We start from the raw sequence: 21,113 nt of genomic DNA on the forward strand, positions 1-21,113 counted from the left end.
GACTGATTTCAGTCGCTCCAGGCGCCATATTCACAGTCCATGCGGCGTGTGCCGGACTGAAAATCGACCACAACAGGAGGCCCATCCAGACGTGTGGATGTCGCATCATTGCGGGTTCCCCTTATCGTTCTTGTTATCCCGCCGGCTTTCGCCTGCGGCAAGGGAGCGGCTGCATCAGACTACGAACTTGAATCGCCGGGCCTTGCTGCGGGTGCAGTCGGGCGTCATCAGCTAACTCCATTCAATGGCGAGTATAGACAGCGACTGAGAATTGCAATGTGCGCACGTAAATGAGCTGAAACAGTGAGGGCTTGCGCTCAAGGGCAGGAATGGAGAAGGATGCAGACGAGTGGTGGCAAATCGATATAACGCAGGTGCATCAAGGATGAAATAATTATGACAAATGCGTCTTAGCATTTTTCGTAAGCCAGCTAAGTTATGTCTTCCCTATTTCATTGCCTTGTTTCCTGGAGTTTTCATGAACACCGCCGCATTGCGCGAGCAGATCCAAAAAGCCCGACAACACGAAAACGAAACCGGACGGCTCAAGCGTCAGCTTGAAGCCAAGTTGCCTCATCTGCATTCGGCCATCCAGTTGCCGGACGCCAACCGCGAAGAAGCGTTGACGAGTTTCGTCACCGCTTATATCGACGAAGTACCAGACATGCTGGATGCAGCCAATGAAGTCGCCAGGGAAGCGGGAATCGAGTCGCAGATCAAACCTGTGCTGAAAATCGCCGAGCAGTACTTCCTCCAGCCGCCGGTCGGCCTGGACAGCCTGCTGGACGAAGCCTATCTGGCGCACCGCTTTGTCGAAGAGGTTAATGACCTGTACATCAAGCATCTCGGCCAGCCACTGATCCCCTTGGACATGACGGTCGCCAATCTGATTGCTCACCAGTTGCTCGGTGAGGAATTTGCCAACGAACTGGATGAAGTCGTCCACCACGCGGTGGACAACATGCTCGACGATGACAGCTTTGCGCTGGAGTCGGTGGAAGCCTACCGCGAAAAACTCAGCAGCCCGGACACCGGCGCCGCGTGGAAGCGCTGGCCGTGCATGGGCCGCCGACTGGGTGTGGGCCTGGAGCTAGACCAACCCGCTGCCTAAATCAGAAACACCTAAATACCTGTGGGAGCTGGCTTGCCAGCGATAGCGGTGGATCAGTCAACATTTTCAGTGACTGACAGACCGCCATCGCTGGCAAGCCAGCTCCCACAGGGTTTATTGCAAGAAAGCTGTTTAGCCGGCCGCACCTATGCCGGTGTTGGTTCGAACCCGTCCCTCAAGCCGTCGTTTCAACCCTCGCGACTCGATCAATAGCTTCGACCCCTTCGCCGCATTCGCCCGGCCCCACTCTTCCAACAGCTCCAGACACGAATGGTCGATGTAGCTCAGGTTATTGAGCGGCACATGCACCGTCGTGCCTTCGGGAATCGTGTTCAGCACCGTTGTCAGTGCCGGTACCTTGAGAAAGGTCGCCGCACCGATCAGGCGCAACTCCATCTCGCCGTCCTTCGGCAGATCGATCAGGCTGATCTTCAGGCGCGAAGCCTTGAACGCCAGTTTCACCAGGGTCAGACCGAAACCGATCAACACACCGGTCAGCAGATCCGTGAAGACGATTGCCAGCGCCGTTGCCGCGTAGGTGAACATCGGCATGCGTCCGTAGCGGCTCAAACCACGGAAGGCTTTCAGGTCGACCAGTTTGAAACCGGTGTAAACCAGCACGCCCGCCAGACTCGCCACCGGAATGCTTTGCAGCACGCTCGACAGCAACAGCACGAACGCCAACAGCCACAGGCCATGAAAGATCGTCGAGTAACGCGTGGTCGCACCGGCCTGCACGTTGGCCGAACTGCGCACGATCACCCCGGTCATCGGCAACGCACCGACCAGTCCACAGAGCATGTTGCCGACGCCTTGCGCCGACAGCTCACGGTCGAAGTCCGAGCGTACGCCGCTGTGCATGCGATCCACCGCAGCGGCCGACAGCAGGGTTTCCGCACTGGCAATGAACGCTACGGCGAACGCGGCGATCAATAGCGTCGGATCGGCCAGACTGAGCAGATCAGCAGGTTTCAACCAATCAATCGCTTCCGCCAGATTCGCCGGCACCTCAACCCGTTTGACCTGCAATGCCAGCAGCAGACTGGCACCCGTCGCCAAACCCACACCCAGCAATGCGCCAGGAATAAACCGCAGCGAATGCGGGCGAAACTTTTCCCATAGCCACATCACCGCGATCGTCGCCAGCCCAAGCAACCCGGCCTGCCAGCCGAATGACGGCAGAGCCTGCGCCACCGCGCCGGGGAATGCGGTGAGGTTGTCCAGCCCGGACGGTTTCGGCGCGGCATCGAGCATCACATGCACCTGTGACAGCACGATCAATACGCCGATCCCCGCGAGCATGCCGTATACCACCGCTGGCGCCGTCACCCGAAACCAGCAACCCAGCTTCAACCGCCCGGCCACCAGTTGCAGAAATCCGGCGAGTAACAGAATCGGCCCGAGCATCTCGATGCCGTGCTGGCGCACCAGTTCGAACACCAACACCGCCAGTCCCGCCGCCGGCCCGCTGACCTGCAACGGCGAACCCGCCAGCCAACCGACCACCAGACCGCCGATGATCCCGGTGATCAGGCCTTTGGCCGGTGGCAACCCAGACGCAATCGCAATGCCCATGCACAGCGGCAGGGCGACCAGAAACACCACCACCGAAGCGAGCAGCTCCCGAGGCAGAACAGCTTTTAATTGAGCAGCACGCATGGTGACTCTCCCGAAGTTTTCTTCAGGCGTGGCGGTGCCGCGTCGCTGAAACAGCGACGGGCGTCAAACCACACAGATTTTTAGGAGGATTTAGAAGCGCGCTTTGGGCGTCGCCACCGGAATCGGATGGCTGCCGTCGAGCGGCAGGAAACGTCCCTGGTCCGCGTCGTAAGCTTTGATTTCGCTGGTTTCGATGTTGTAGACCCAGCCATGGATGAACAGATGACCGTTCGCCATGCGCGAGGCTACCGAAGGATGGGTACGCAAGTGCTGCAATTGGGCGATGACGTTTTCCTCGGTGAGGATCGGCATGCTTTCTTTTTCGTCGGCGCAGTGACAGTTGTCATGCACCATGGTTTTAGCGACTTCGGCGTGGCGTAACCAGGCTTTGACCGTCGGCATCTTTTCCAGGCTGTCCGGGTTGAGCACCGCACGCATGGCGCCGCAATCGGAGTGGCCGCAGATGATGATGTGCTGCACGCCCAGGGCCAGTACCGCGTATTCGATGGCGGTGGAAACGCCGCCGTTCATCTGGCCGTATGGCGGAACGACGTTGCCGACGTTACGGGTCACGAACAGATCGCCCGGTGAGCTCTGGGTGATCAGCTCGGGGACGATGCGCGAGTCGGCGCAAGTGATGAACATCGCTTTAGGCGCCTGGGCCGTGGCGAGTTTCTTGAAGAGTTCTTCCTGCTGCGGAAAAACCTCATGATGAAAATGCAAAAAGCCGTCTACGATCTGTCGCAGCGCTGCATCGGCGGATTCCGCTTCTGGGGTTTGCGCCGACGCAGCCAACGGCTGTTTATCCTTGTCACTCATGATTCATCCTCTTAGGCGGATTCAGGGAGTCTTCCCCGGTATTCCGGTATGAAGCCAGTGGCTGTTTAAAACATCCGGGTCATCCAGACCTGTCAGTCACTCGATGAACAAGGTAGCCGCCGAAACTTAACTCAAACTGAATCAAACGCTCTAGAACGTGTGTTCCAGGTCACAAGAAACGTGACTGGTTGATTTCGGCGGAAGGCTTCCAACCCCTCAACCATAGGCCAATTGTCGCTAAATCAACGACATCTGGCGACCCGGCGGACAGAAGGCTGATTTTGCCCACACGGATGTCGATGATCAGGCTCGTCGTGCGGCCGGACCATGAATGCCCCTTCAGGATTTTTCACGGGTTTTTTACCAGAGCGCTCGCAGGGTAATTTTACGACACACATGCCGGGTAGTTTTCTACGGGTTATTTCGTACTATCAAGCTTGCCATGGAGGCAAAACCACAAAAAAGGAGTTTTACATGACAAGTGTTTATCGCTCAAAAAACATTCGGGGTGTGTTCCTCGACCGGATGGTGATTAACGGCCCTCAGCATGAAATTATGATCACTATGCAGTTGGCAACCAAACAGGAACGTGTAGACCCGGTTACCAGTGAAAAAACCGAGTCGCTTGCAGACTCCAAAGTAATCACGGCCATATCGAGGGATCGCGGCAAGACTTTCAGAATGGGTCCTGTCGGAACCGACATTGACGGTGATGGCGACATTGATGCCAGGGACACTGCGAAACTGGCAGCCCTGGCCAAGGCTTACAACAGTATTTTGAATCCCTGAGTCATTATCGGGGCTGACATGAACTCTCATGTCGGCCCCGGTTTAAACACGCATCCGCTGAATCTCAACTAACAGCACGTGGGCCGCAGCCAATGAGTCATCAGATCAACGACATCTGCCGCCCCGGCGGACAGAAGGCTGTGCAATCGAGGTTGTAGCCCTCGCGATGATTAAGCCCCAGGCGCTTGATCGCTTTGGCAAAACGTTGCGCGAGCAGATCCGCGAAAGGCCCTTCGCCGCGCATCCGCGCGCCAAAACGACTGTCGTAGAGCTCGCCGCCACGGCTCTGGCGGATCAGGCTCAGCACATGTGCAGCGCGTTGCGGGTAGTGCGCGTTCAGCCATTCCTCGAACAGCGGCGCGACTTCCAGCGGCAAGCGCAACATCATATACGCCGCACTTTGCGCACCGGCCGCGTGGGCCTCGGTGAGCAGGTTTTCGATTTCGCTGTCGTTGATCATCGGAATCATTGGCGAGCACAGCACACCAACTGGAATACCGGCTTCGCGCATCACGCGGATTGCGCGCAGCCGTGCCTTGGGTGCAGCGGCGCGCGGTTCGAGGATGCGTTTGAGTTCGTCGTCCAGCGTGGTCAGGCTGATCATCACCGCCACCAACCGTTGCTGCGCCAGCTCGGTGAGCAGATCGAGATCGCGCAGGATCAACGAACCCTTGGTGACGATGGTCACCGGATGCCGGTAGCGCAACAGCACCTCAAGGGTTTGGCGAGTGATCTTGTATTCGCGTTCGATCGGCTGATAAGGATCGGTATTGGAGCCGAGATTGATCGGTGCGCATTTATAGCCTTTTTTCCCGAGCTGTTCTTCCAGCACCTGCGCAGCGTTGGTCTTGGCGATCAGCTTTGTTTCAAAATCCAGTCCCGGCGACATGTCCCAATAGGCATGGCTGGGCCGCGCGTAACAATAAATGCAGCCATGCTCGCAGCCGCGATAAGGGTTGATCGAACGATCGAAGGGCAGATCCGGTGAAGCATTGCGGGTGATGATGGTTTTCGCGCTTTCGATCATCACCTCGGTGTTTTGCGTCTCGGGCACTTCCTGATACCAGCCGTCATCCTCGGCCACCGATCGATTTGGCGCGAAGCGGTTGTGCGGGTTGGTCGCGGTGCCGCGACCGCGGGGAGGGAGAGGGCTGTTCATTGCGCGAACCTCAAATCTGTATATGCATACAGTATCCGAGGGTGCCGCCTGTGATCCAGTACCGTTCGGCCATGCAATCACGGGAACGCGCAAATCATGCCATTAGTTTTTTTGATTACTTGAATAGTCAGAGAAAGGTACAACATGAGAAACATATGATTTGTTGTTAAGGAAAGTTTTCAAATATAGTCTTCTGAACTTCAGGCAGTGACGCCTGATTATTATCTAAAAGGATTTAGCCTGTGTCGTACCTGAATCAGCGCGGTGTTTTTCTACAAATGATGCTTCCGGGGCCGTCGGAACCCAATACCATTGTTTCAATGCAACTTGCCCGTAAGGAACTTGGCTGGAATGCGGAGAACCAGTTATCAACCGAAGCGTTGGTCGATTCGATTTACGTGGTTGCGGTGTCCGCTGATCGAGGCAAATCCTTTACCATTCGCACGGACAAAAAAGATGTAGACGGCGATGGTGATATCGATCGCGATGACAAGGCCAAGTTGCTGGAGTTGGCCAAGGCTTACGCAAGCATTGTGAATCCATAAGGCATTTGGATAACGTTGTAATAAAAACGTACACAACGAAAACCCTGCATAAATATTTTATGCAGGGTTTTATTTTTGCCTACTAATAGCGCACAACCCACTCGACTGAGGTGGGCGGCTCAGCTGGCGAAGCCACGCATTGAAACAAACGACGTTGCAATTTTTACGAAAATTGATTTGTCATCCGCATCTGTGTCGCCGTCACCATCGGCATCAATGTTGAATTTGCCGCTCTCTTCCGTCGAATCCTCAACTTTATAAAAACCTGCTGAGTTGATTTTAAGTTTTACTGTCAAGTCCGGATGAGACAAGTCGGTATTTGAAAGCTTGAACAGATCAATATTCACATCGGTCGGTTTGGCTGAATTTAACTCACCGGCAGATGATAAAAGAATGCAGCTATACAAGCGGCCTTCACCTACGGTGCTCAATCCTGCCAGTTTTGAGGCCAGGGTTGCCGCGACCGCGTATGTATCTTCGTCGTATTCATTGACCCCGTCATTGCCCTCTACATCATCGACGCCTTCTAGGTGGTCATAGCCTCCGCTGGCATTGGTGTAGGCCGTAACAACGATGTCTGGTTGGATATTGTTCGCATAGCCATTGTTATAACGAGAGATTACGGCTTCTTGTTTTCCGTCCGCATTAGTGTCCTTGAACTCGACCACGACTGAGTAGCTCATGTGCTCTGCTCCATGCCTGCGTAATATAGAGAATTGAAGTTTCGTCCAACAGCACCATAAGTCTGGCTGCTGATATCGTCTACTGTCAGAGTTGACAGGTGTGTTTATTTACAGTGGTAAGGCGGGAAGTTATTAAAAATCCAGTGACTGGACAGGTATACACCCTGTCAGGTTTGACAGTAGACGCAGGTAGCGTCGCGACCGTAATTTTTAACTTGAGAGTGGCGTATATTCGTTCAGCGCGACGCAAAAGGAAACCAACCAATGACTATCAGGGTCTTGCTGGAAATTGCTGATATGGATCCAGATGAAAGTCCGGAAGTCGCTTTTTATCATTACGATGAGGATGCGACCGAAATGATGGATTACGACTTCGCGCTTTTTGCATCATCGTCACAAGCCAATGGTCGTTATGATTCGATATCTGAAGAGGGTATCGATGCTGACGGCGATGGTGACATCGATAAATACGACTTGAAGCTCTACTTGCAACTGGCTGACGCATTTGCGCAATTCAAAGGCTTTCAGTTCAAACGTTGATCCCCCGCTGACACGGCGCAACAATTCAGGCCGTGTCAGCGGTGTATCAGTGGCTTCCGTCAGTTGTGCTTGGTGACTTGGCCCAGGTCATCCCCGGAGGTCGTCTTCATATCCTCGGTGCGCAATTCGGCAACGTCCTTGGCATTGACTGGCGCGCCCTTGTTGCCCCAACTGCCACGGATGAAACTCACCACATCCGCGACTTCCTGATCCGACAGTCGCCAGGCGAAACCCGGCATGGTGAAGGTCGAAGGCGCGGTGTGCGTCGCCGGCAGCGTACCGCCCTTGAGCACAATGTGAATCAGCGAAGTCGGGTCTTCCGATTGCAGCACCGGATTGCCCGCCAGCGCCGGGAAAACTCGCGTGTAGCCGTGGCCGTCGGTGCGGTGGCACGCCGCGCAGTTGTCGATGTACACCGCTGCGCCACGCTGGCTGTCGTCTCCGTTCCACAATGCTTTAGCGGCTTTCTCATCGTACTGATGTGGCTGATCGTTCGGATCAGTGGCTGGCAGCGATTTGAGGTAGCGGGCAATCGCGGTCAGGTCGGCATCAGTCATGTATTGCATGCTGTGGGTGACCACATCGCTCATGCCGCCGAACACCGCGCTGCGGTCGCTGCGACCGGTCTTGAGGAATTGCACCAGTTGCTCTTCGTTCCAGCTGCCAAGGCCATCCTTGTGGTCGCCGCGCAGACTCTTGGCGATCCAGCCTTCCAGCGGCGCACTGCCGGCGAGAAAATGGCTGCCATCGGCCGCGCTCAAGGATTTTTCCTGCATGGTCAAAGCGCGTGGTGTATGGCAGGCACCGCAATGTCCGAGGCCTTCGACCAGATAGGCCCCGCGATCAATGACGGCGTCGTCCGACGTGGCTTGGTAGTCCTCGACCTTCGGCGCAAACATCCAGCGCCAGCCCATCAGCGGCCAGCGCATGCTCAGCGGCCATGGAATATCACTGGTCTTGTTCTCCTGCGCGACCGGTTGCACGCCGTGCATGAAGTACGCGTACAGCGCTTGCATATCGGTTTCGCTGACACGGGCGTACGACGGATACGGCATCGCCGGGTACAACGTACTACCGTTTTTGGCGACGCCATGGCGCACGGCCTGATCGAAGTCCGCGAAGCTGTAATCACCGACGCCGGTTTTATCCGGAGTGATGTTGGTCGAGTAGATCGTGCCGATCGGGGTTTCCATCGGCAGACCACCGGCGAACGGCTTGCCGCCCTTGGCGGTGTGGCAGGCCACGCAGTCGCCCGCGCGGGCGAGGTATTCGCCTTGTTTGATCAAGGCTTGATCAACTTCGGCTGCCTGCAAAGCAGCACTGCCGAGCAGGGCCAGGGTCGCGATAACAATATTCTTCATGGTCATCGCTCCTTAAGCCTGAACCAGCGGGCCGGGGTTTTTCAGGTATTGCTCGCGGATCGCCTTCGCCGACCAATAGGTCAGCGCCGCTACCAGCCCTGTCGGGTTGTAACCCAGGCCTTGCGGGAACGCCGAAGCGCCCGGGACGAAGACGTTGTGCACGTCCCAGCTCTGCAAGTAGCGATTCAGTGCGCTCTTCTTCGGATCGGTGCCCATGATCGCGCCACCGTTGAGGTGGGTGGTCTGGTACGACGCGGTGTTGAAGTGGTCGCCGACTTTCTTGCCGATCACCGCAATGGCTTTCGGCCCCATCGCTTCAGCGACCTTGCCCATTTTCTCGACCATGAAGCGGTTCATCTTGATGTCGTTTTCCTGCCAGTCGAACGTCATCCGCAGCAATGGCAAGCCGTAGGCATCGCGGTACACCGGGTCCAGATCAAGGTAGTTGCCCCGATAGGACTGATGCGCGCCGTGGGCATCCATCGACACCTGGTGGGTGTAGTAATCGGCGGTCGCGCGTTTCCACGCACTGCCCCAGGCCGGAGTGCCCGGCGGGTTCGAAGTGCCGGCAATCGGTCGGCTGCCAGCCTGATTGACCCACATCGGCGAGCCGCCGACGAAGCCGTGCGGACCATGGTCGAAGTTGTCAGCGTTGAAGTCGTCCAGCGCGACACCGTTGCCGCCGGCGCCGATGAAATTGTTGGTGTGGGTGTCCTTGTCGAAGAACGCCTTGATGGTGGCCATGTTCTGGTAGGCGAAGTTACGCCCGACCACGCCTTCACCGCTGATCGGGTCGTAGGGCTTGCCGATCCCGGAGAGCAGCATCAGCCGCACGTTGTGCAACTGGAATGCGCCGAGGATCACCAGATCCGCCGGTTGCTCGATTTCGCGGCCCTGACCGTCGATGTAAGTGACGCCCGTGGCTTTGCTTTTCGTGCTGTCGAGATTGACCCGCAACACATGGGAATTGGGCCGCAGTTCGAAATTCGGCAGCGGTTTGAGCGCCGGCAGAATGTTCACGTTCGGCGAGGCCTTGGAATACATGTAGCAAACGTAACCGCTGCAGAATCCGCAGAAGTTGCACGGACCCATCTGCGCGCCGTAGGGGTTGGTGTACGGCCCGGAGGTATTTGCCGACGGCAGGTTGTAGGGTTTGTAACCGACTTCTGTAGCCGCTTTGCCGAACAGCTGTGCGGAAACGGTGTTTTTCTGCGCTTCCAGCGGGAACGGGTTGGAACGATCCGGCGCGTAAGGGTTGCCACCCTTGCCCTGACCGACCAGTTGACCTTTCACGGTCCAGGCCTGGCCCGAGGTGCCGAAGACCTTCTCGGCGAAATCGAAGAACGGCTCCAGCTCTTCATAGCTGACGCCGAAATCCTGGATGGTCATGTCCTTGGGGATAAAGCTTTTGCCGTAGCGCTCTTCGTAGTGGCTGCGCATGCGCAACTCGATCGGGTCGACGCGAAAGTGCACGCCCGACCAGTGCAGACCGGCGCCGCCGACGCCATTGCCGGGCAGGAACGCGCCCAACTGGCGGTTCGGCAGGGCGATGTCGTTGACGCTATGGCGAATGGTGACGGTCTCTTTGGAGATGTCCTGAAAGAGTTTTTTGCGCACGCTGTAGGTGAGTTCGTCGATCACCTGTGGATAGTTGCCGTCGGGGTAAGTGTCCTGCATCGGCCCGCGCTCCAGCGCCAGCACGTTGAGTCCCGCTTCTGTCAGCTCCTTGGCCATGATCGCGCCCGTCCAGCCGAAACCGACGATGACCGCGTCAACCTTCTTCATTACCGTTGCCATGCTTACGCCCTCTCGCCGCGAATCGAAACTGCCGGGAAGGGGTATTGCTCGTTGCGTTCCACCCAATCCATGAAATCGGCGCGGGCGCCGGGGAAGCCGATCATGGTCCAGCCGACCATGCCTTTATTGCCGCCGTGGATCGGGTCGCAGAAGAACCCTTCCTTGGTGTTTTGCAGCAACAGGTTGAAGAAAATCTTCGCCGGAACGGCATCAAACTGCGGTTTACCGGCTTCGAGCTGCTTGAGCAAATCGTCTCGGGTAGCGCTGTCTTGCTCGGCAAATGTTTTACCGTTGAGGGCTTTGGTCCACTGATCCGTGGCGGCGATGCCGAGGCGATAGATCTCTTTTGGCACCAGTTTGCTCTGCCAGCCCATTTCGGCAGCAGCGTCGGCATTGAATGGGCCTTGCATGTACCACAGAGCTCCGGCGGCGTAAGGGGTGTTCATCTGACGGTCGATGTATTCCGGCACACCGGCTTCGAGCGCGCCCGGGCCCTGGGTGTCGTTGGGGATCAACTGCGCCACGGCGGCATTGATGAATGCCCATTCTTCGGCGGTGAAATAGCTCGGCTGATAAACCCCGGCGTCTACGCGAGCCGGTTGCGGCGCGGGGGCGGCAGGTGTCGCTTCGGGCGCTGCCTGCAGGACGCTGCTGCCCAGGCTGGTGCCTGCGAGGGTGACCACTGGAATCAGGGTCAGGGATTTGCGTAAAAACTCACGCCGCGGGTTGTCTCGATCTTCATCAGACATGGGGGTGCACCTCATCAGGCATTGGTTGTCAGCCGTTTCTACGAACGGCTCAAGAATTTTTTCGTTGCGACGTGATCATTGATGACCCGGAAAAGGGGGACACGTTTGCAACAAGATGTGACAAATGGTAGCAGCCTAAGGATCGGGATGAATCGATTAAGCAGAAAAAAGACTGAAATCAGCCGCTGAAACCGATGAAACAGCATGGATTCACGATTCTTTGACAACCGCCTCACGGGGCTTTGACCGGCATTCATCGAAGCTGCGACTCCTCTCATTGCCGAATCCCGACACGGTCAACCCAGCATGTCTCGAGTGCGTCTTATCCCTGCATTGTGTTTGTCGCTTGTTGCCCTGTTGCACTTGATCCCGGCTCAAGCTGACGCGGCAACCACCGCTCGCCCGGCTGAATGGGCGCAACCGGTCGAAGTGCAATACAACCTGTTCCAGATGTCGCCGACGCTCTATCGCAGCGCCTTGCCCGACGACGGGGCAGTGTCGCTGCTGAAGAATCTCAAAGTGGCCACGGTGATCAATTTTCTGCCGGAAGCGGACAGCAACTGGCTGTCCGAGCCGGGCATCAATCAGGTGCAACTGCCGTATCGCACCAACCACGTCGATGACAGCGATGTGCTCAAGACCCTGCGGGCCATCCAGGCCGGCGAGGCCAACGGTCCGGTGCTGATGCATTGCAAGCACGGTTCCGACCGCACCGGATTGATGGCGGCGATGTATCGCGTGGTGGTGCAGGGCTGGAGCAAAGAGGACGCTTTGAGTGAAATGACCCAAGGTGGTTTCGGCGAGAGCGGCCACTTTCGCGACAGCGTGCGCTACGTGATGCAAGCGGATGTCGACAAGTTGCGCACCGCACTGGCCAACGGCGATTGCAGCACCAGTGCGTTTGCGACCTGCTCGATGAAGAGCTGGTTCCAGTCGGTCAATCTGAAATGATCAAGCGGCTCAATCGGTCGGGGATGCCAACAGTCCTGGGTTGACCGGCCGGCCGAGAAAGGCTGTGAGTGCGCTCAGCATCGAGCGTGAGTCGCCGGGGGCAAAGAATGCCTCGCGAAAATCCCGACCGGTTTGCGGATCGAACACGCCATCTCGCTGAAACCGCGTGAACACGGCGCTGGCCAGCACACCCGACCATTTGTAGGCGTAGACCGAGGCCTCGTAACCGGTCACCAGGTAGTCGAAGCCATTGGCAAAGCGGTGATGCCCCGACATTCGCAGTTGCGGGATCTCGCGTTGCACGTCCTCGAACACCTGCTCAAGGCTGCGGCCATCGCCTTGGCTGCAGTGCAACTCCAGATCAAACAACGCGCTCATCAGCAACACGCCGGTGGCCCGGCTAGTGTGGGCGCCTATGGCCGTCAGCGCGGTGTTGACGCGTTGTTCTGTCAGGCGTTCGCCGCTCTGGTAATGGGCGCCCAGCCACAGCAGAAATTCGCCTGACAGGCACCAGTGTTCGAACAGCTGCCCGGCGAATTCGGCGGTATCGCGGCTGAGTTGGGAAATCCCCGACAGGTTGCGGTGAGGCGAGCGCGTCAGCACATGTTGCAAACAATGCCCGAATTCATGGAACAACACGCGCAGACTCTCGTGGGAAAGCAGGCACGGATGATCCTCGGTGGCGGGGGTGAAGTTGCAGTACAGGTGAGCAATCGGTAGCGAAGGGCGTCCTTCGGCGTTGACGCGGCGAATGCGCAAGGCGGAAGTGAAGGCGTAGTCGGCAACGTCTTCGCGGTGAAAGGGATCCACGTAGATGTGCCCGATCACTTGCCCATGCTCGCTGACTTCCAGGAGCCGAACCGTTTCGTGCCAGTGGCTGGAGGACGTTTGCTCGACAATGGCGATCCCGAACAGGCGCTCACTGAACTGACAGAGCCGACGCAACGTGCCATCCAGCGGGAAATACTGCCGCAAGCCCTTCAGCGCACCGTTCAATTGTTCAAGGCGTAATTGCTCGGCGAGGAAGTCTTCATCCCACGCCTGTATCTGCGCTATCCCGCGTGTGTGTGCGAACGCTTTCAGGGCCTTGGCGTCGCGCTGCAGGGCTGGCGTATTCGCGGCTATCTGCTGGCGCAAAAAGGCTGCGACGTGTTCTGTGGAAGTGGCCATGCGATTGGCCAGGCGCAACTGCACGAAATTCTCGAAGCCCAACAATTCCGCTTTCTCTTGGCGTAACGCGAGCAACACGGTCAGGACCGCAGCGTTATCCAGTGCTTGCGCCTGTGGGCCAAGGTCGGACGCTCGATTCATCCATGCCGTGAAACAGTCCTCGCGCAGCGCCCGGTTGTGCGCGCGGCTCATGATCGACCGAAAAGTGTTCTGATCCAGCGTGAGCCGCCAGCCTTCAAGTCCTGCCTGACTGGCATTGAGGGCCAGGCGCGCCTTCACTGCGGCGGGCAAGCCTTCGAGCTGCGTGACGTCGTCGATGTGCCTGCTCCACGCGGCGTTGGCCTGTTCCAGATTGCTTTGAAACACCTGCTCCAAGTGGCGGATGGCGCGGTTCAGGCGGGCGAGCTTGTGTTGCTGTGCTGGCTGCAGATCGATGCCGGACAAGCGGAACTTGCGCAGGATTTTTGCCAGCGAAGCTTTGCGCGGATCATCGAAGCTTGCGGCGACAGAACTGTTCGCCAGGCGTTGATAGGTTCGGTACAGCGCCGCATCGGTGTTCCTTTCGGCGGTGTACTGAGCTGCTGTCAGGCTGCACAACGCGCTTTCCCTGAGCCAGTCGATATCGTCGGGTTTGACCGTCGAGAGGATTTCGATGATGGCCATGGCTTCATCCAGACGCGCATCGGCCTCATCGACGGCCAGCACCAGATCGTCCCAGCCCGGATGCTCGGTCTGGCTGGCGATCACTTGGGCAATCACCTGGCGGTTTTCGGTAACGATCACGTTGATCGCCGGGACCAGATGCTCGGCGCGTATCGCCGACCATGGTGGCAGGGTCCAGTGCTGTAGCAATGGATTGGTATCGGGCATGGCGTCTTCCTTGAGGCATGGCTGAAAAAGGCCAGCCTAGGCAGGAAGCGCAGGAGAAGGGCGGTAGATAGTTACCACCTTCCACCGGCAAACGGTGGAAGGTGGTTGCGACTCAGTGTTGCTCGTCAGGCTTTTTTGCAAGCTTCGGATTGGGGAAGAACTGCACCGCCTGGACTGTCTTGTCCGCCGGCGGCTTGAGCGCGCTGGTGTTGACCCGCGTGCCCAGCTCTTTGGGTACCGACAGGCCTTGCTCATTGAGTGTGTCGGAGTAACCGCACGCCACGCATTCGCGATGCGGGACGCTGTCCTCGTTCCACATCATCAGTTTGTCCGGCTCGCTGCACGCCGGGCAGACCGCCCCGGCGATAAAGCGCTTCTTGGTAATCACAGGCCCCTCACTCATGCTGCTGCGTCCTCACTCAGGCCGCTGTGGCGCAACAGTGCGTCAATCGACGGCTCACGGCCACGGAAGTCGACGAACAGCACCATCGGCGCCAGCGAACCGCCACGCGCCAGAATCGCTTCGCGGAACGCGCGACCGGTTTCAGCGTTGAGCACGCCGTCTTCTTCGAACTTCGAGAAGGCATCGGCCGACAATACTTCAGCCCATTTGTAGCTGTAGTAACCCGCCGCGTAACCGCCGGCGAAGATGTGCGCGAAGCTGTTCGGGAAGCGGTTGTAGGCCGGCGGACGCATCACCGACACCTCGTCACGCACGCCTTCGAGCACTCGCAGCACACTGCGGCCGTCGCCGTGGGTGGCGTGCAGTTCGAAGTCGAACAGCGAGAACTCCAGCTGACGCACCATCATCAGGCCGGACTGGAAGTTCTTCGCCGCGAGCATTTTTTCCAGCAGGTCCTGCGGCAGTGGTTCGCCGCTTTCGTAGTGACCGGAAATCAGCGCGAGGCCTTCCGGCTCCCAGCACCAGTTTTCCATGAACTGGCTCGGCAGCTCGACGGCATCCCACGCCACGCCGTTGATGCCGGACACGCCGGCATGCTCAACGCGGGTCAGCAGGTGATGCAGGCCATGCCCGAATTCGTGGAACAGGGTGGTCACTTCATCATGGGTCAGCAGCGCAGGCTTGCCGCTGTCGGCCGGGGTGAAGTTGCACACCAGGTTGGCGACAGGGCTTTGCAGCACGCCGTCAATGGTGCGGCGACGGTCGCGGGCGCCGTCCATCCATGCACCGCCACGCTTGTTGGCGCGGGCATACAAGTCGAAGAAGAAGCGACCGACGTGCTGGCCGTTTTCCTTGATCTCGAACAGGCGGACATCCGGGTGCCAGGTGTCGAAGCCTTTCTGTTCGGCGATTTCGATGCCGTACAGACGTTGAACAATGGCGAACAGACCACCCAGAACCCTGTCGATCGGGAAGTAGGCGCGCAGGGTTTCCTGGGCGACGCTGTAGCGTTGTTCACGCAACTTCTCACCGTAGAAACCGCTGTCCCAGCTTTGCAGATCGGCGCAGCCCTGCTCGGCGGCGTAAGCGCGCAGCTGTTGCAAGTCCTGCGCGGCGAACGGCTTGCTGCGCTTGGCCAGATCACGCAGGAAACTCAGCACCTGATCGCTGGACTCGGCCATTTTGGTCGCCAGGCTCAGTTCGGAGAAACTGGCAAAACCCAGCAGCCTGGCCAGTTCCTGACGCAGGTCGAGGATTTCTTCCATCACCGGGCCGTTGTCGTTCTGGCCAGCATTCTGGCCTTGATCCGAGGCGCGGGTGCAGTAGGCGGCGTAGACTTCTTCGCGCAGCGCACGGTCTTGCGCGTAGGTCATCACCGCGTAGTAACTCGGGAATTCCAGAGTGATCAGCCAGCCGTCGAGGCCCTTGGCCTGTGCGGCGGCGGCCATTTGCGCCTTGGCCGAATCGGTCAGGCCGGCGAGGGCGGCTTCGTCGCTGACGTGCTTGGTCCACGCCTGAGTGGCGTCGAGCAGCTGGTTGGAGAAGCGGCTGCCCAGCTCGGACAGTTTGCTTTGCACTTCGGCGTAGCGCTTCTGTTCGGCTTCCGGCAGGTCGATACCCGACAGGCGGAAATCACGCAGGGCGTGTTCCAGAATAGTCTTTTGCGCCACATCGAAACCGGCTGCTTCCGGGCTGTTGGCCAGCGCTTCATAGGCCTGGAACAGCTCGCGGTTCTGGCCCATCTCGGTGGAGTAGGCGCTCAGGGCGGGCAGGCACGACTCGTAGGCTTCGCGCAGTTCGGCGCTGTTGCACACGGCGTTGAGGTGGCTGACCGGGCTCCAGGCAGCACCGAGGCGGTCATTGAGTTCGTCCATCGCCAACACCAGACCGGCCCAGGTTGGGTTCTGGACTTGGGTCTTGAGGATTTCGGCAATGGCGGCGCGGTTGTCGGCCAGGATGGTTTCGATGGCTGGCAGGACGTGTTCGGCACGGATCGTGGAGAACGGCGGCAGGTCGTAGGACTGCAGAAGAGGGTTGTTCACGCTCACGGTTGGCACCTTGGCTGGGGAAACATTGCCCCATCTTAATTACAATCGGCATTCACCGCAGCTATCGGCGACAGAGAGAGAAATTATCGTGTCCCTTCGCAAGTACCAGAATCACACCCCTCGCCTGAGCAAAGGCGCATTTGTCGACGCTTCGGCGGTGGTGATCGGCGACGTCGAAATCGGCGATGACAGCTCCGTCTGGCCGCTCACCGTGATCCGTGGTGACATGCACCGCATCCGTATCGGCGCGCGCACCAGCGTGCAGGATGGCTGCGTGTTGCACATCACTCATGCCGGCCCGTTCAACCCGGATGGCTTCCCGCTGCTGATCGGCGATGACGTGACCATTGCCCACAAAGTCATGCTGCATGGCTGCACCGTCGGCAGCCGTGTATTGATCGGCATGGGCAGCATCGTCATGGACGGCGCAGTGGTCGAGGATGACGTGATCATCGGCGCCGGCAGCCTGGTGCCGCCGGGCAAGCGCCTGCAAAGCGGTTTCCTGTATGTCGGCAGCCCGGTAAAGCAGGTCCGCCCGCTGACCGACAAGGAAAACGCCTTCTTCACCTACAGCGCGGCGAACTACGGGAAGCTCAAGGATCTGCATCTGGCCGAAGGCTACGACCAGATCTGAATCGACTTACACCAGCTCAGGATTTCTCATGCATTACCAGACCGTACTGTTCGACCTCGATGGCACCCTGACCGACCCGCGTGAGGGCATCACCCGTTCCATCCAGTTCGCCCTCGGCAAACTGGGCATCGACGAGCCGGACCTGACCAAACTCGAGCACTTTATCGGCCCGCCGTTGTTGCAGGCGTTCATGCAGTTTTACGGGTTTGATGAAGCCAAAGCCTGGGAAGCGGTGAATTTCTATCGTGAGCGCTTCAAGGTCACGGGGCTGTACGAGAACCGTGTGTTCGAAGGCGTCACGCCGTTGCTGGAAACCCTCAGCGGCCAAGGGCGGCAGCTGTATATCGCGACGTCCAAACCCTGGGTGTTCGCTCGTGAGATTGCCCGACACTTCGATTTTGCCAAGCACTTCAAGGTGATCTACGGCAGTGAACTGGATGGCACGCGGACCAACAAGGTTGAGTTGATTGCGCATCTGGTGAAGGAGGAAGGACTGGATCCCGCCACTACTTTGATGATCGGCGATCGCAAGCATGACCTGATCGGGGCGCGCAGTAACGGACTGGATGCGGCGGCGGTGGGTTATGGATTTGGCAGTTTTGAAGAGTTGAATGCCGAGTCGCCGGCTTATCACTTCGAAACGCTGGCCGAGTTGCATCAGGCGTTTTTGCAGCGCTGATCACTACGCTATCGCTGGCAAGCCAGCTCCCACAGGTGAGCGGTGTGCTCAGGCTCACCTCGAACAATGTGGGAGCTGGCTTGCCAGCGATGAGGCCAGTTCAGCCACTGAAGGTCTTGGAATCTGCCAAAGCTGCCAGCGCAGCTTTACGCTCAATCACCGGCAACTCCCCCAACCTCTCCACCTCGGCATAAAACCGCAGCCAATCCCCGCCAACCTGCCTGAACAACGCCGCAAACGCCGGCACCCACTGGTCATACAGTCCAAACGGCAACAACCGTGCATTGTTCAGCGGCGCATTCACCCAGGCGTCATAACGCTTGTCTCCGGCCCACTGACTGTCCCGCATCAGCCGATAGTCCCGGCGGAACTGCTCGAAGGCCGCTGCCTTGCGCTCGCGCATCTGTTCCACGGGCAACGGCTGCGCATACAACGTTTCCAGTCGTGAACGTGTGTCGAGCACCAACTCGATGAATTGATCGCGCTGCTTGAGCTTTGAATCGTTATCTGCCGGCAATCCGCGAAACGCCCGCCACTGCCGCGTACCTTCCTGCTCGACAAATGTGGCAAAGGATTCGTTGAACTCGGTGTCGTCCTTTACATAAAAACGCTGATGGGCCAGCTCATGAAAGATCAGCGTGGCCAGTCGCTCATCGCCCCAGCCCATCATCGAATTGAGAATCGGATCGTTGAACCAGCCAAGCGTCGAATAGGCCTCGACGCCGCCAATCGACACGTCCATGCCTTGCAGCCGCTGAATCGCCGCTTCACCGCGTGCCGCGCTCTGGCTGTAGTAGCCGCGATAGGCCACGCATCCGGCAATCGGGAAACAATGGTTTTGCGGGCTCAGGGAAAACTCCGCCGTGGCGAACACATTCCACACCACAAATGGCCGGCCGATGTCGGCGTACAGGCGATAACTCTGGTTATCCGGCAGGTGCAGATGCTCGCTGGCAAACGCACGGGACTTTTGCGACTGGGCCAGATGCGTACGCAGTTTTGCATCGCGGGCCGGATCGGCGATCACCTTGGTCACGGGCTCCCGCGCCCGCAACAACTGCCACTGACCACTGGCCAACTGGCTGTAATAGCTGACGCTGGAACAACCGTTGAGCAGCAAAAGCATCACACCCGGAAACAAAATCCGAAAAACGCGATCAAGTAACCCATGGCTTGGAAGCGGCCTGATCAAAATAAGAAATCCCCCGGAAAGTCTGCCCGCAAGACTATCCCGCCTAAAGGAGCACCGCTATGCGCATGTTGATGCTGACAGGAGGCCTGCTGACGCTGGCCGGTTGTGCCGGATTCGGAATGCCCGATCCTGACCCTTCGCAAGCGTGGATTGATTTGAACGCCCGGCAACAGGACACGGCGCTGCAAGCGCTGCAGGTCGATACCAAGGCGACCGCCGACAAACGCTATTTTGAAGTGCAACCTGGCAGCCATGAGCTGAAGGTGCGTTATCAATTTCCGGTGGAGGCCACCAACATCGGCCCCGACGCTGAACCGCTGTGGCGCGATTGCCAGTTGAGTGTGAAATTCAAGGACTTCAATGCGGGCCAGCGTTACCAGTTGCAGGCCGGCAGTATTGGCTTCCGGCCTTGGGCCAAGCTCTATGACGAGCAGCGCAACGTGGTAGGCCAGGGCACGCCAGCAGGCTGTCAGCGCACCTGATCGGCGCTATGCTGAGTATTCGGACCTATGGATATTCATCATGCGCAAGTTGCTGTTGCTGCTCGTTGTCAGTGTTGTGACCGGTTGCCAGACACCGCTGCCGCCGGTCAATCCGCAGATGGCCTGGGTCGATTTTTCGACGCCGACACCCGGCGGCAAAGTGTTGATGGCCGAACGCCTCGACAACCAACGACTGAACGACGGGCGCTACTTTCAAGTCACTCCCGGCAGTCACGAATTACGCGTGCGGTTTGACTTCGAAGTGTTTGGCGGTGGCGGCAGCTTGATGAACGGCCCAGTCGAGCGTCTGTGCTACTTGTACATCCGCTACGACCATTTCGAGGCCGGGCAACGTTATGTGCTGGAAGGGCGTTCGCTGGCATTCACCCCGAGTGCCCGGCTTTACAACGCCAAGCGCGAAATCGTCGCCGAGGATCACGACTATAACTGCATTATCTGAGGCGACTCAGACACCGTTTTTCTGATAGATGATCGCTTTGGTGCCGTTGTCGCAGGTGCCGACGACCATGGCCACGTCGTGTTTGTCCGCTTCTTCCTTGCTGACAATTTCCAGTGTGTAAGACGGCACGGCATTCGCCTGAATCTTGACCTCAATCTCTTTCCTGAGTTCTTCGCAGTCTTTGGGGGCGGCAAGAACCGAAGTGGCCAGTGCACTGCAGAGAATCGCCAAGCCAATACGTTTCATGATTGAAGCTCCTTGAGGCAGCGCGCACGGGCGTGCGCTGAAGCTGCTGTCACTTATTCGACCATATTTCCACAAAACGAGTTCTGACTTCGCTCACAACTTGTGCTGAAGCTTTCAAACCTTGGGTTATCTGCAGATGGCTTTCGCGAGCAGGCTCACTCCTACAGAGGATCTCGGTTGTTCACAGTAATTGTGCCCGCTGGAGATCAACTGTAGGAGTGAGCCTGCTCGCGATAGCATCAGTCTGGTCAACACCGAATCAGCTGACCAGCGTTGCCTCAAGGCTGATCTTGGCGTTCAGCACCTTGGACACCGGGCATCCTTCCTTGGCCTTTTTGCTCAACTCGTCAAACTGAGCCTGCGTGGCCCCCGGGATTTTCGCCTTGAGAATCAGCTTCACCGCTGTGATCGCGAACCCACCGTCGACCTGGTCGAGGGTGACCTCCGCATTGGTGTCGATGCTGTCGGCGTTGAGACCCGCATCGCCGAGAATCATCGAAAACGCCATGGAGAAACAGCCTGCGTGCGCTGCGCCGATCAGTTCTTCCGGGTTGGTGCCCTTGCCACCCTCGAAACGGGCCTTGAAGCCGTAGGGCGCTTCGCTGAGGACACCGGTCTCGGTGGAAATCGAGCCGATGCCGCTTTTCAGATCACCTTCCCAATGTGCGGATGCTTTCTTCACGATAGCCATGTCTGCCTCCTCGATATCTGACGCGGAACGCCGCGCCGACGTGGTTTTTGCTTGCAAGGCTTCTGAGGATAGACG

The 21,113-nt window shown here is 58.1% G+C and carries 22 protein-coding genes and 1 pseudogene; 9 read left to right on the top strand and 14 right to left on the bottom strand.

The window, feature by feature from the left end; genetic code table 11:
* Positions 1–109 (bottom strand): annotated as a pseudogene (locus tag ACIOWE_RS20055) (hypothetical protein); the annotation flags it as partial.
* A 369-nt stretch (positions 110–478) separates the two neighbouring features.
* Between ACIOWE_RS20055 and ACIOWE_RS20060 the strand changes: the two are divergent.
* Positions 479–1,111 (top strand): hypothetical protein, encoded by a 633-nt coding sequence (locus ACIOWE_RS20060; protein ID WP_401394929.1) that lies wholly within the window; start codon positions 479–481, stop codon positions 1,109–1,111.
* Between the two features lie 132 nt (positions 1,112–1,243).
* Here ACIOWE_RS20060 and ACIOWE_RS20065 read toward each other — a convergent pair whose 3' ends face one another.
* Positions 1,244–2,770, bottom strand: coding sequence for a SulP family inorganic anion transporter (locus ACIOWE_RS20065; RefSeq protein WP_401394931.1), 1,527 nt, complete (start codon positions 2,768–2,770; stop codon positions 1,244–1,246).
* Positions 2,771–2,860: 90 nt separating this feature from the next.
* Positions 2,861–3,589: a carbonic anhydrase gene (locus tag ACIOWE_RS20070; protein WP_064116616.1), complete on the bottom strand. Its 729-nt coding sequence runs from the start codon at positions 3,587–3,589 to the stop codon at positions 2,861–2,863.
* Between the two features lie 327 nt (positions 3,590–3,916).
* Between ACIOWE_RS20070 and ACIOWE_RS20075 the strand changes: the two genes are divergently transcribed.
* Complete coding sequence (locus ACIOWE_RS20075) at positions 3,917–4,378, top strand: hypothetical protein (RefSeq protein WP_401394934.1); 462 nt, start codon at positions 3,917–3,919, stop codon at positions 4,376–4,378.
* A gap of 100 nt (positions 4,379–4,478) precedes the next feature.
* Here ACIOWE_RS20075 and ACIOWE_RS20080 read toward each other — a convergent pair whose 3' ends face one another.
* On the bottom strand, positions 4,479–5,537 hold the full coding sequence (locus ACIOWE_RS20080; RefSeq protein ID WP_401394937.1) for a PA0069 family radical SAM protein: 1,059 nt from the start codon (positions 5,535–5,537) through the stop codon (positions 4,479–4,481).
* A 242-nt stretch (positions 5,538–5,779) separates the two neighbouring features.
* Here ACIOWE_RS20080 and ACIOWE_RS20085 point away from each other — a divergent pair, with 242 nt between their 5' ends.
* Positions 5,780–6,082, top strand: a complete 303-nt coding sequence (locus ACIOWE_RS20085; protein ID WP_401394940.1) for a hypothetical protein — start codon at positions 5,780–5,782, stop codon at positions 6,080–6,082.
* Positions 6,083–6,201: 119 nt separating this feature from the next.
* On the opposite strand, the gene ACIOWE_RS20090 is transcribed toward ACIOWE_RS20085, so the two are convergent.
* Positions 6,202–6,765 carry a hypothetical protein gene (locus ACIOWE_RS20090; RefSeq protein ID WP_401394943.1) on the bottom strand — a complete coding sequence of 188 codons (564 nt, stop codon included), beginning with the start codon at positions 6,763–6,765 and terminating at the stop codon, positions 6,202–6,204.
* A gap of 264 nt (positions 6,766–7,029) precedes the next feature.
* Here ACIOWE_RS20090 and ACIOWE_RS20095 point away from each other — a divergent pair, with 264 nt between their 5' ends.
* On the top strand, positions 7,030–7,305 hold the full coding sequence (locus ACIOWE_RS20095) for a hypothetical protein (RefSeq protein ID WP_401394946.1): 276 nt from the start codon (positions 7,030–7,032) through the stop codon (positions 7,303–7,305).
* 59 nt (positions 7,306–7,364) lie between these two features.
* Here the strand turns inward: ACIOWE_RS20095 and ACIOWE_RS20100 are convergent, their stop codons facing one another.
* Genes ACIOWE_RS20100 through ACIOWE_RS20110 form a run of 3 tightly spaced genes read right to left on the bottom strand, consistent with a single transcriptional unit; the run spans position 7,365 to position 11,212 of the window.
* Positions 7,365–8,666, bottom strand: coding sequence for a c-type cytochrome (locus tag ACIOWE_RS20100; RefSeq protein WP_401394949.1), 1,302 nt, complete (start codon positions 8,664–8,666; stop codon positions 7,365–7,367).
* A 12-nt stretch (positions 8,667–8,678) separates the two neighbouring features.
* A complete protein-coding gene (locus ACIOWE_RS20105; protein WP_016983441.1) occupies positions 8,679–10,463 on the bottom strand; it encodes a GMC family oxidoreductase in 1,785 nt (594 codons plus the stop codon).
* A gap of 2 nt (positions 10,464–10,465) precedes the next feature.
* Complete coding sequence (locus tag ACIOWE_RS20110; protein ID WP_401394952.1) at positions 10,466–11,212, bottom strand: gluconate 2-dehydrogenase subunit 3 family protein; 747 nt, start codon at positions 11,210–11,212, stop codon at positions 10,466–10,468.
* Between the two features lie 306 nt (positions 11,213–11,518).
* Here ACIOWE_RS20110 and ACIOWE_RS20115 point away from each other — a divergent pair, with 306 nt between their 5' ends.
* Complete coding sequence (locus ACIOWE_RS20115) at positions 11,519–12,163, top strand: tyrosine-protein phosphatase (protein WP_401394955.1); 645 nt, start codon at positions 11,519–11,521, stop codon at positions 12,161–12,163.
* 9 nt (positions 12,164–12,172) lie between these two features.
* Here ACIOWE_RS20115 and ACIOWE_RS20120 read toward each other — a convergent pair whose 3' ends face one another.
* The 3 genes from ACIOWE_RS20120 to prlC all read right to left on the bottom strand — a co-directional run bounded on the left by ACIOWE_RS20120 (position 12,173) and on the right by prlC (position 16,654).
* Positions 12,173–14,203, bottom strand: a complete 2,031-nt coding sequence (locus ACIOWE_RS20120; RefSeq protein ID WP_401394958.1) for a M3 family metallopeptidase — start codon at positions 14,201–14,203, stop codon at positions 12,173–12,175.
* Between the two features lie 112 nt (positions 14,204–14,315).
* Positions 14,316–14,606 (bottom strand): YheV family putative zinc ribbon protein, encoded by a 291-nt coding sequence (locus ACIOWE_RS20125; protein WP_401394960.1) that lies wholly within the window; start codon positions 14,604–14,606, stop codon positions 14,316–14,318.
* The gene (gene prlC, locus ACIOWE_RS20130) at positions 14,603–16,654 is read right to left on the bottom strand and encodes an oligopeptidase A (protein WP_401394963.1); all 2,052 of its coding nucleotides are present in this window, start codon (positions 16,652–16,654) and stop codon (positions 14,603–14,605) included. Before prlC ends, ACIOWE_RS20125 begins: the two co-directional genes overlap by 4 nt.
* A gap of 88 nt (positions 16,655–16,742) precedes the next feature.
* On the opposite strand from prlC, the gene ACIOWE_RS20135 reads away from it, so the two are divergent.
* Both ACIOWE_RS20135 and ACIOWE_RS20140 read left to right on the top strand, forming a co-directional pair.
* On the top strand, positions 16,743–17,288 hold the full coding sequence (locus tag ACIOWE_RS20135; protein WP_401394966.1) for a gamma carbonic anhydrase family protein: 546 nt from the start codon (positions 16,743–16,745) through the stop codon (positions 17,286–17,288).
* Between the two features lie 28 nt (positions 17,289–17,316).
* Positions 17,317–17,967 carry an HAD family hydrolase gene (locus tag ACIOWE_RS20140; protein ID WP_401394969.1) on the top strand — a complete coding sequence of 217 codons (651 nt, stop codon included), beginning with the start codon at positions 17,317–17,319 and terminating at the stop codon, positions 17,965–17,967.
* Between the two features lie 100 nt (positions 17,968–18,067).
* Here ACIOWE_RS20140 and ACIOWE_RS20145 read toward each other — a convergent pair whose 3' ends face one another.
* Positions 18,068–19,159 (bottom strand): aminopeptidase, encoded by a 1,092-nt coding sequence (locus ACIOWE_RS20145; RefSeq protein ID WP_401394972.1) that lies wholly within the window; start codon positions 19,157–19,159, stop codon positions 18,068–18,070.
* A 59-nt stretch (positions 19,160–19,218) separates the two neighbouring features.
* On the opposite strand from ACIOWE_RS20145, the gene ACIOWE_RS20150 reads away from it, so the two are divergent.
* Entirely contained in the window at positions 19,219–19,641 is a 423-nt protein-coding gene (locus ACIOWE_RS20150) for a hypothetical protein (RefSeq protein WP_201236111.1), read from the top strand.
* 40 nt (positions 19,642–19,681) lie between these two features.
* Positions 19,682–20,101, top strand: coding sequence for a hypothetical protein (locus ACIOWE_RS20155; protein WP_201236110.1), 420 nt, complete (start codon positions 19,682–19,684; stop codon positions 20,099–20,101).
* A 6-nt stretch (positions 20,102–20,107) separates the two neighbouring features.
* Here the strand turns inward: ACIOWE_RS20155 and ACIOWE_RS20160 are convergent, their stop codons facing one another.
* Both ACIOWE_RS20160 and ACIOWE_RS20165 read right to left on the bottom strand, forming a co-directional pair.
* Positions 20,108–20,347, bottom strand: a complete 240-nt coding sequence (locus ACIOWE_RS20160) for a DUF1161 domain-containing protein (RefSeq protein WP_401394976.1) — start codon at positions 20,345–20,347, stop codon at positions 20,108–20,110.
* Between the two features lie 259 nt (positions 20,348–20,606).
* On the bottom strand, positions 20,607–21,038 hold the full coding sequence (locus tag ACIOWE_RS20165; RefSeq protein WP_401394979.1) for an OsmC family protein: 432 nt from the start codon (positions 21,036–21,038) through the stop codon (positions 20,607–20,609).
* Positions 21,039–21,113: the final 75 nt, after the last annotated feature.

Origin of the sequence: Pseudomonas sp. NPDC087598, assembly GCF_044743525.1 — a bacterium.
Lineage (GTDB): Bacteria > Pseudomonadota > Gammaproteobacteria > Pseudomonadales > Pseudomonadaceae > Aquipseudomonas.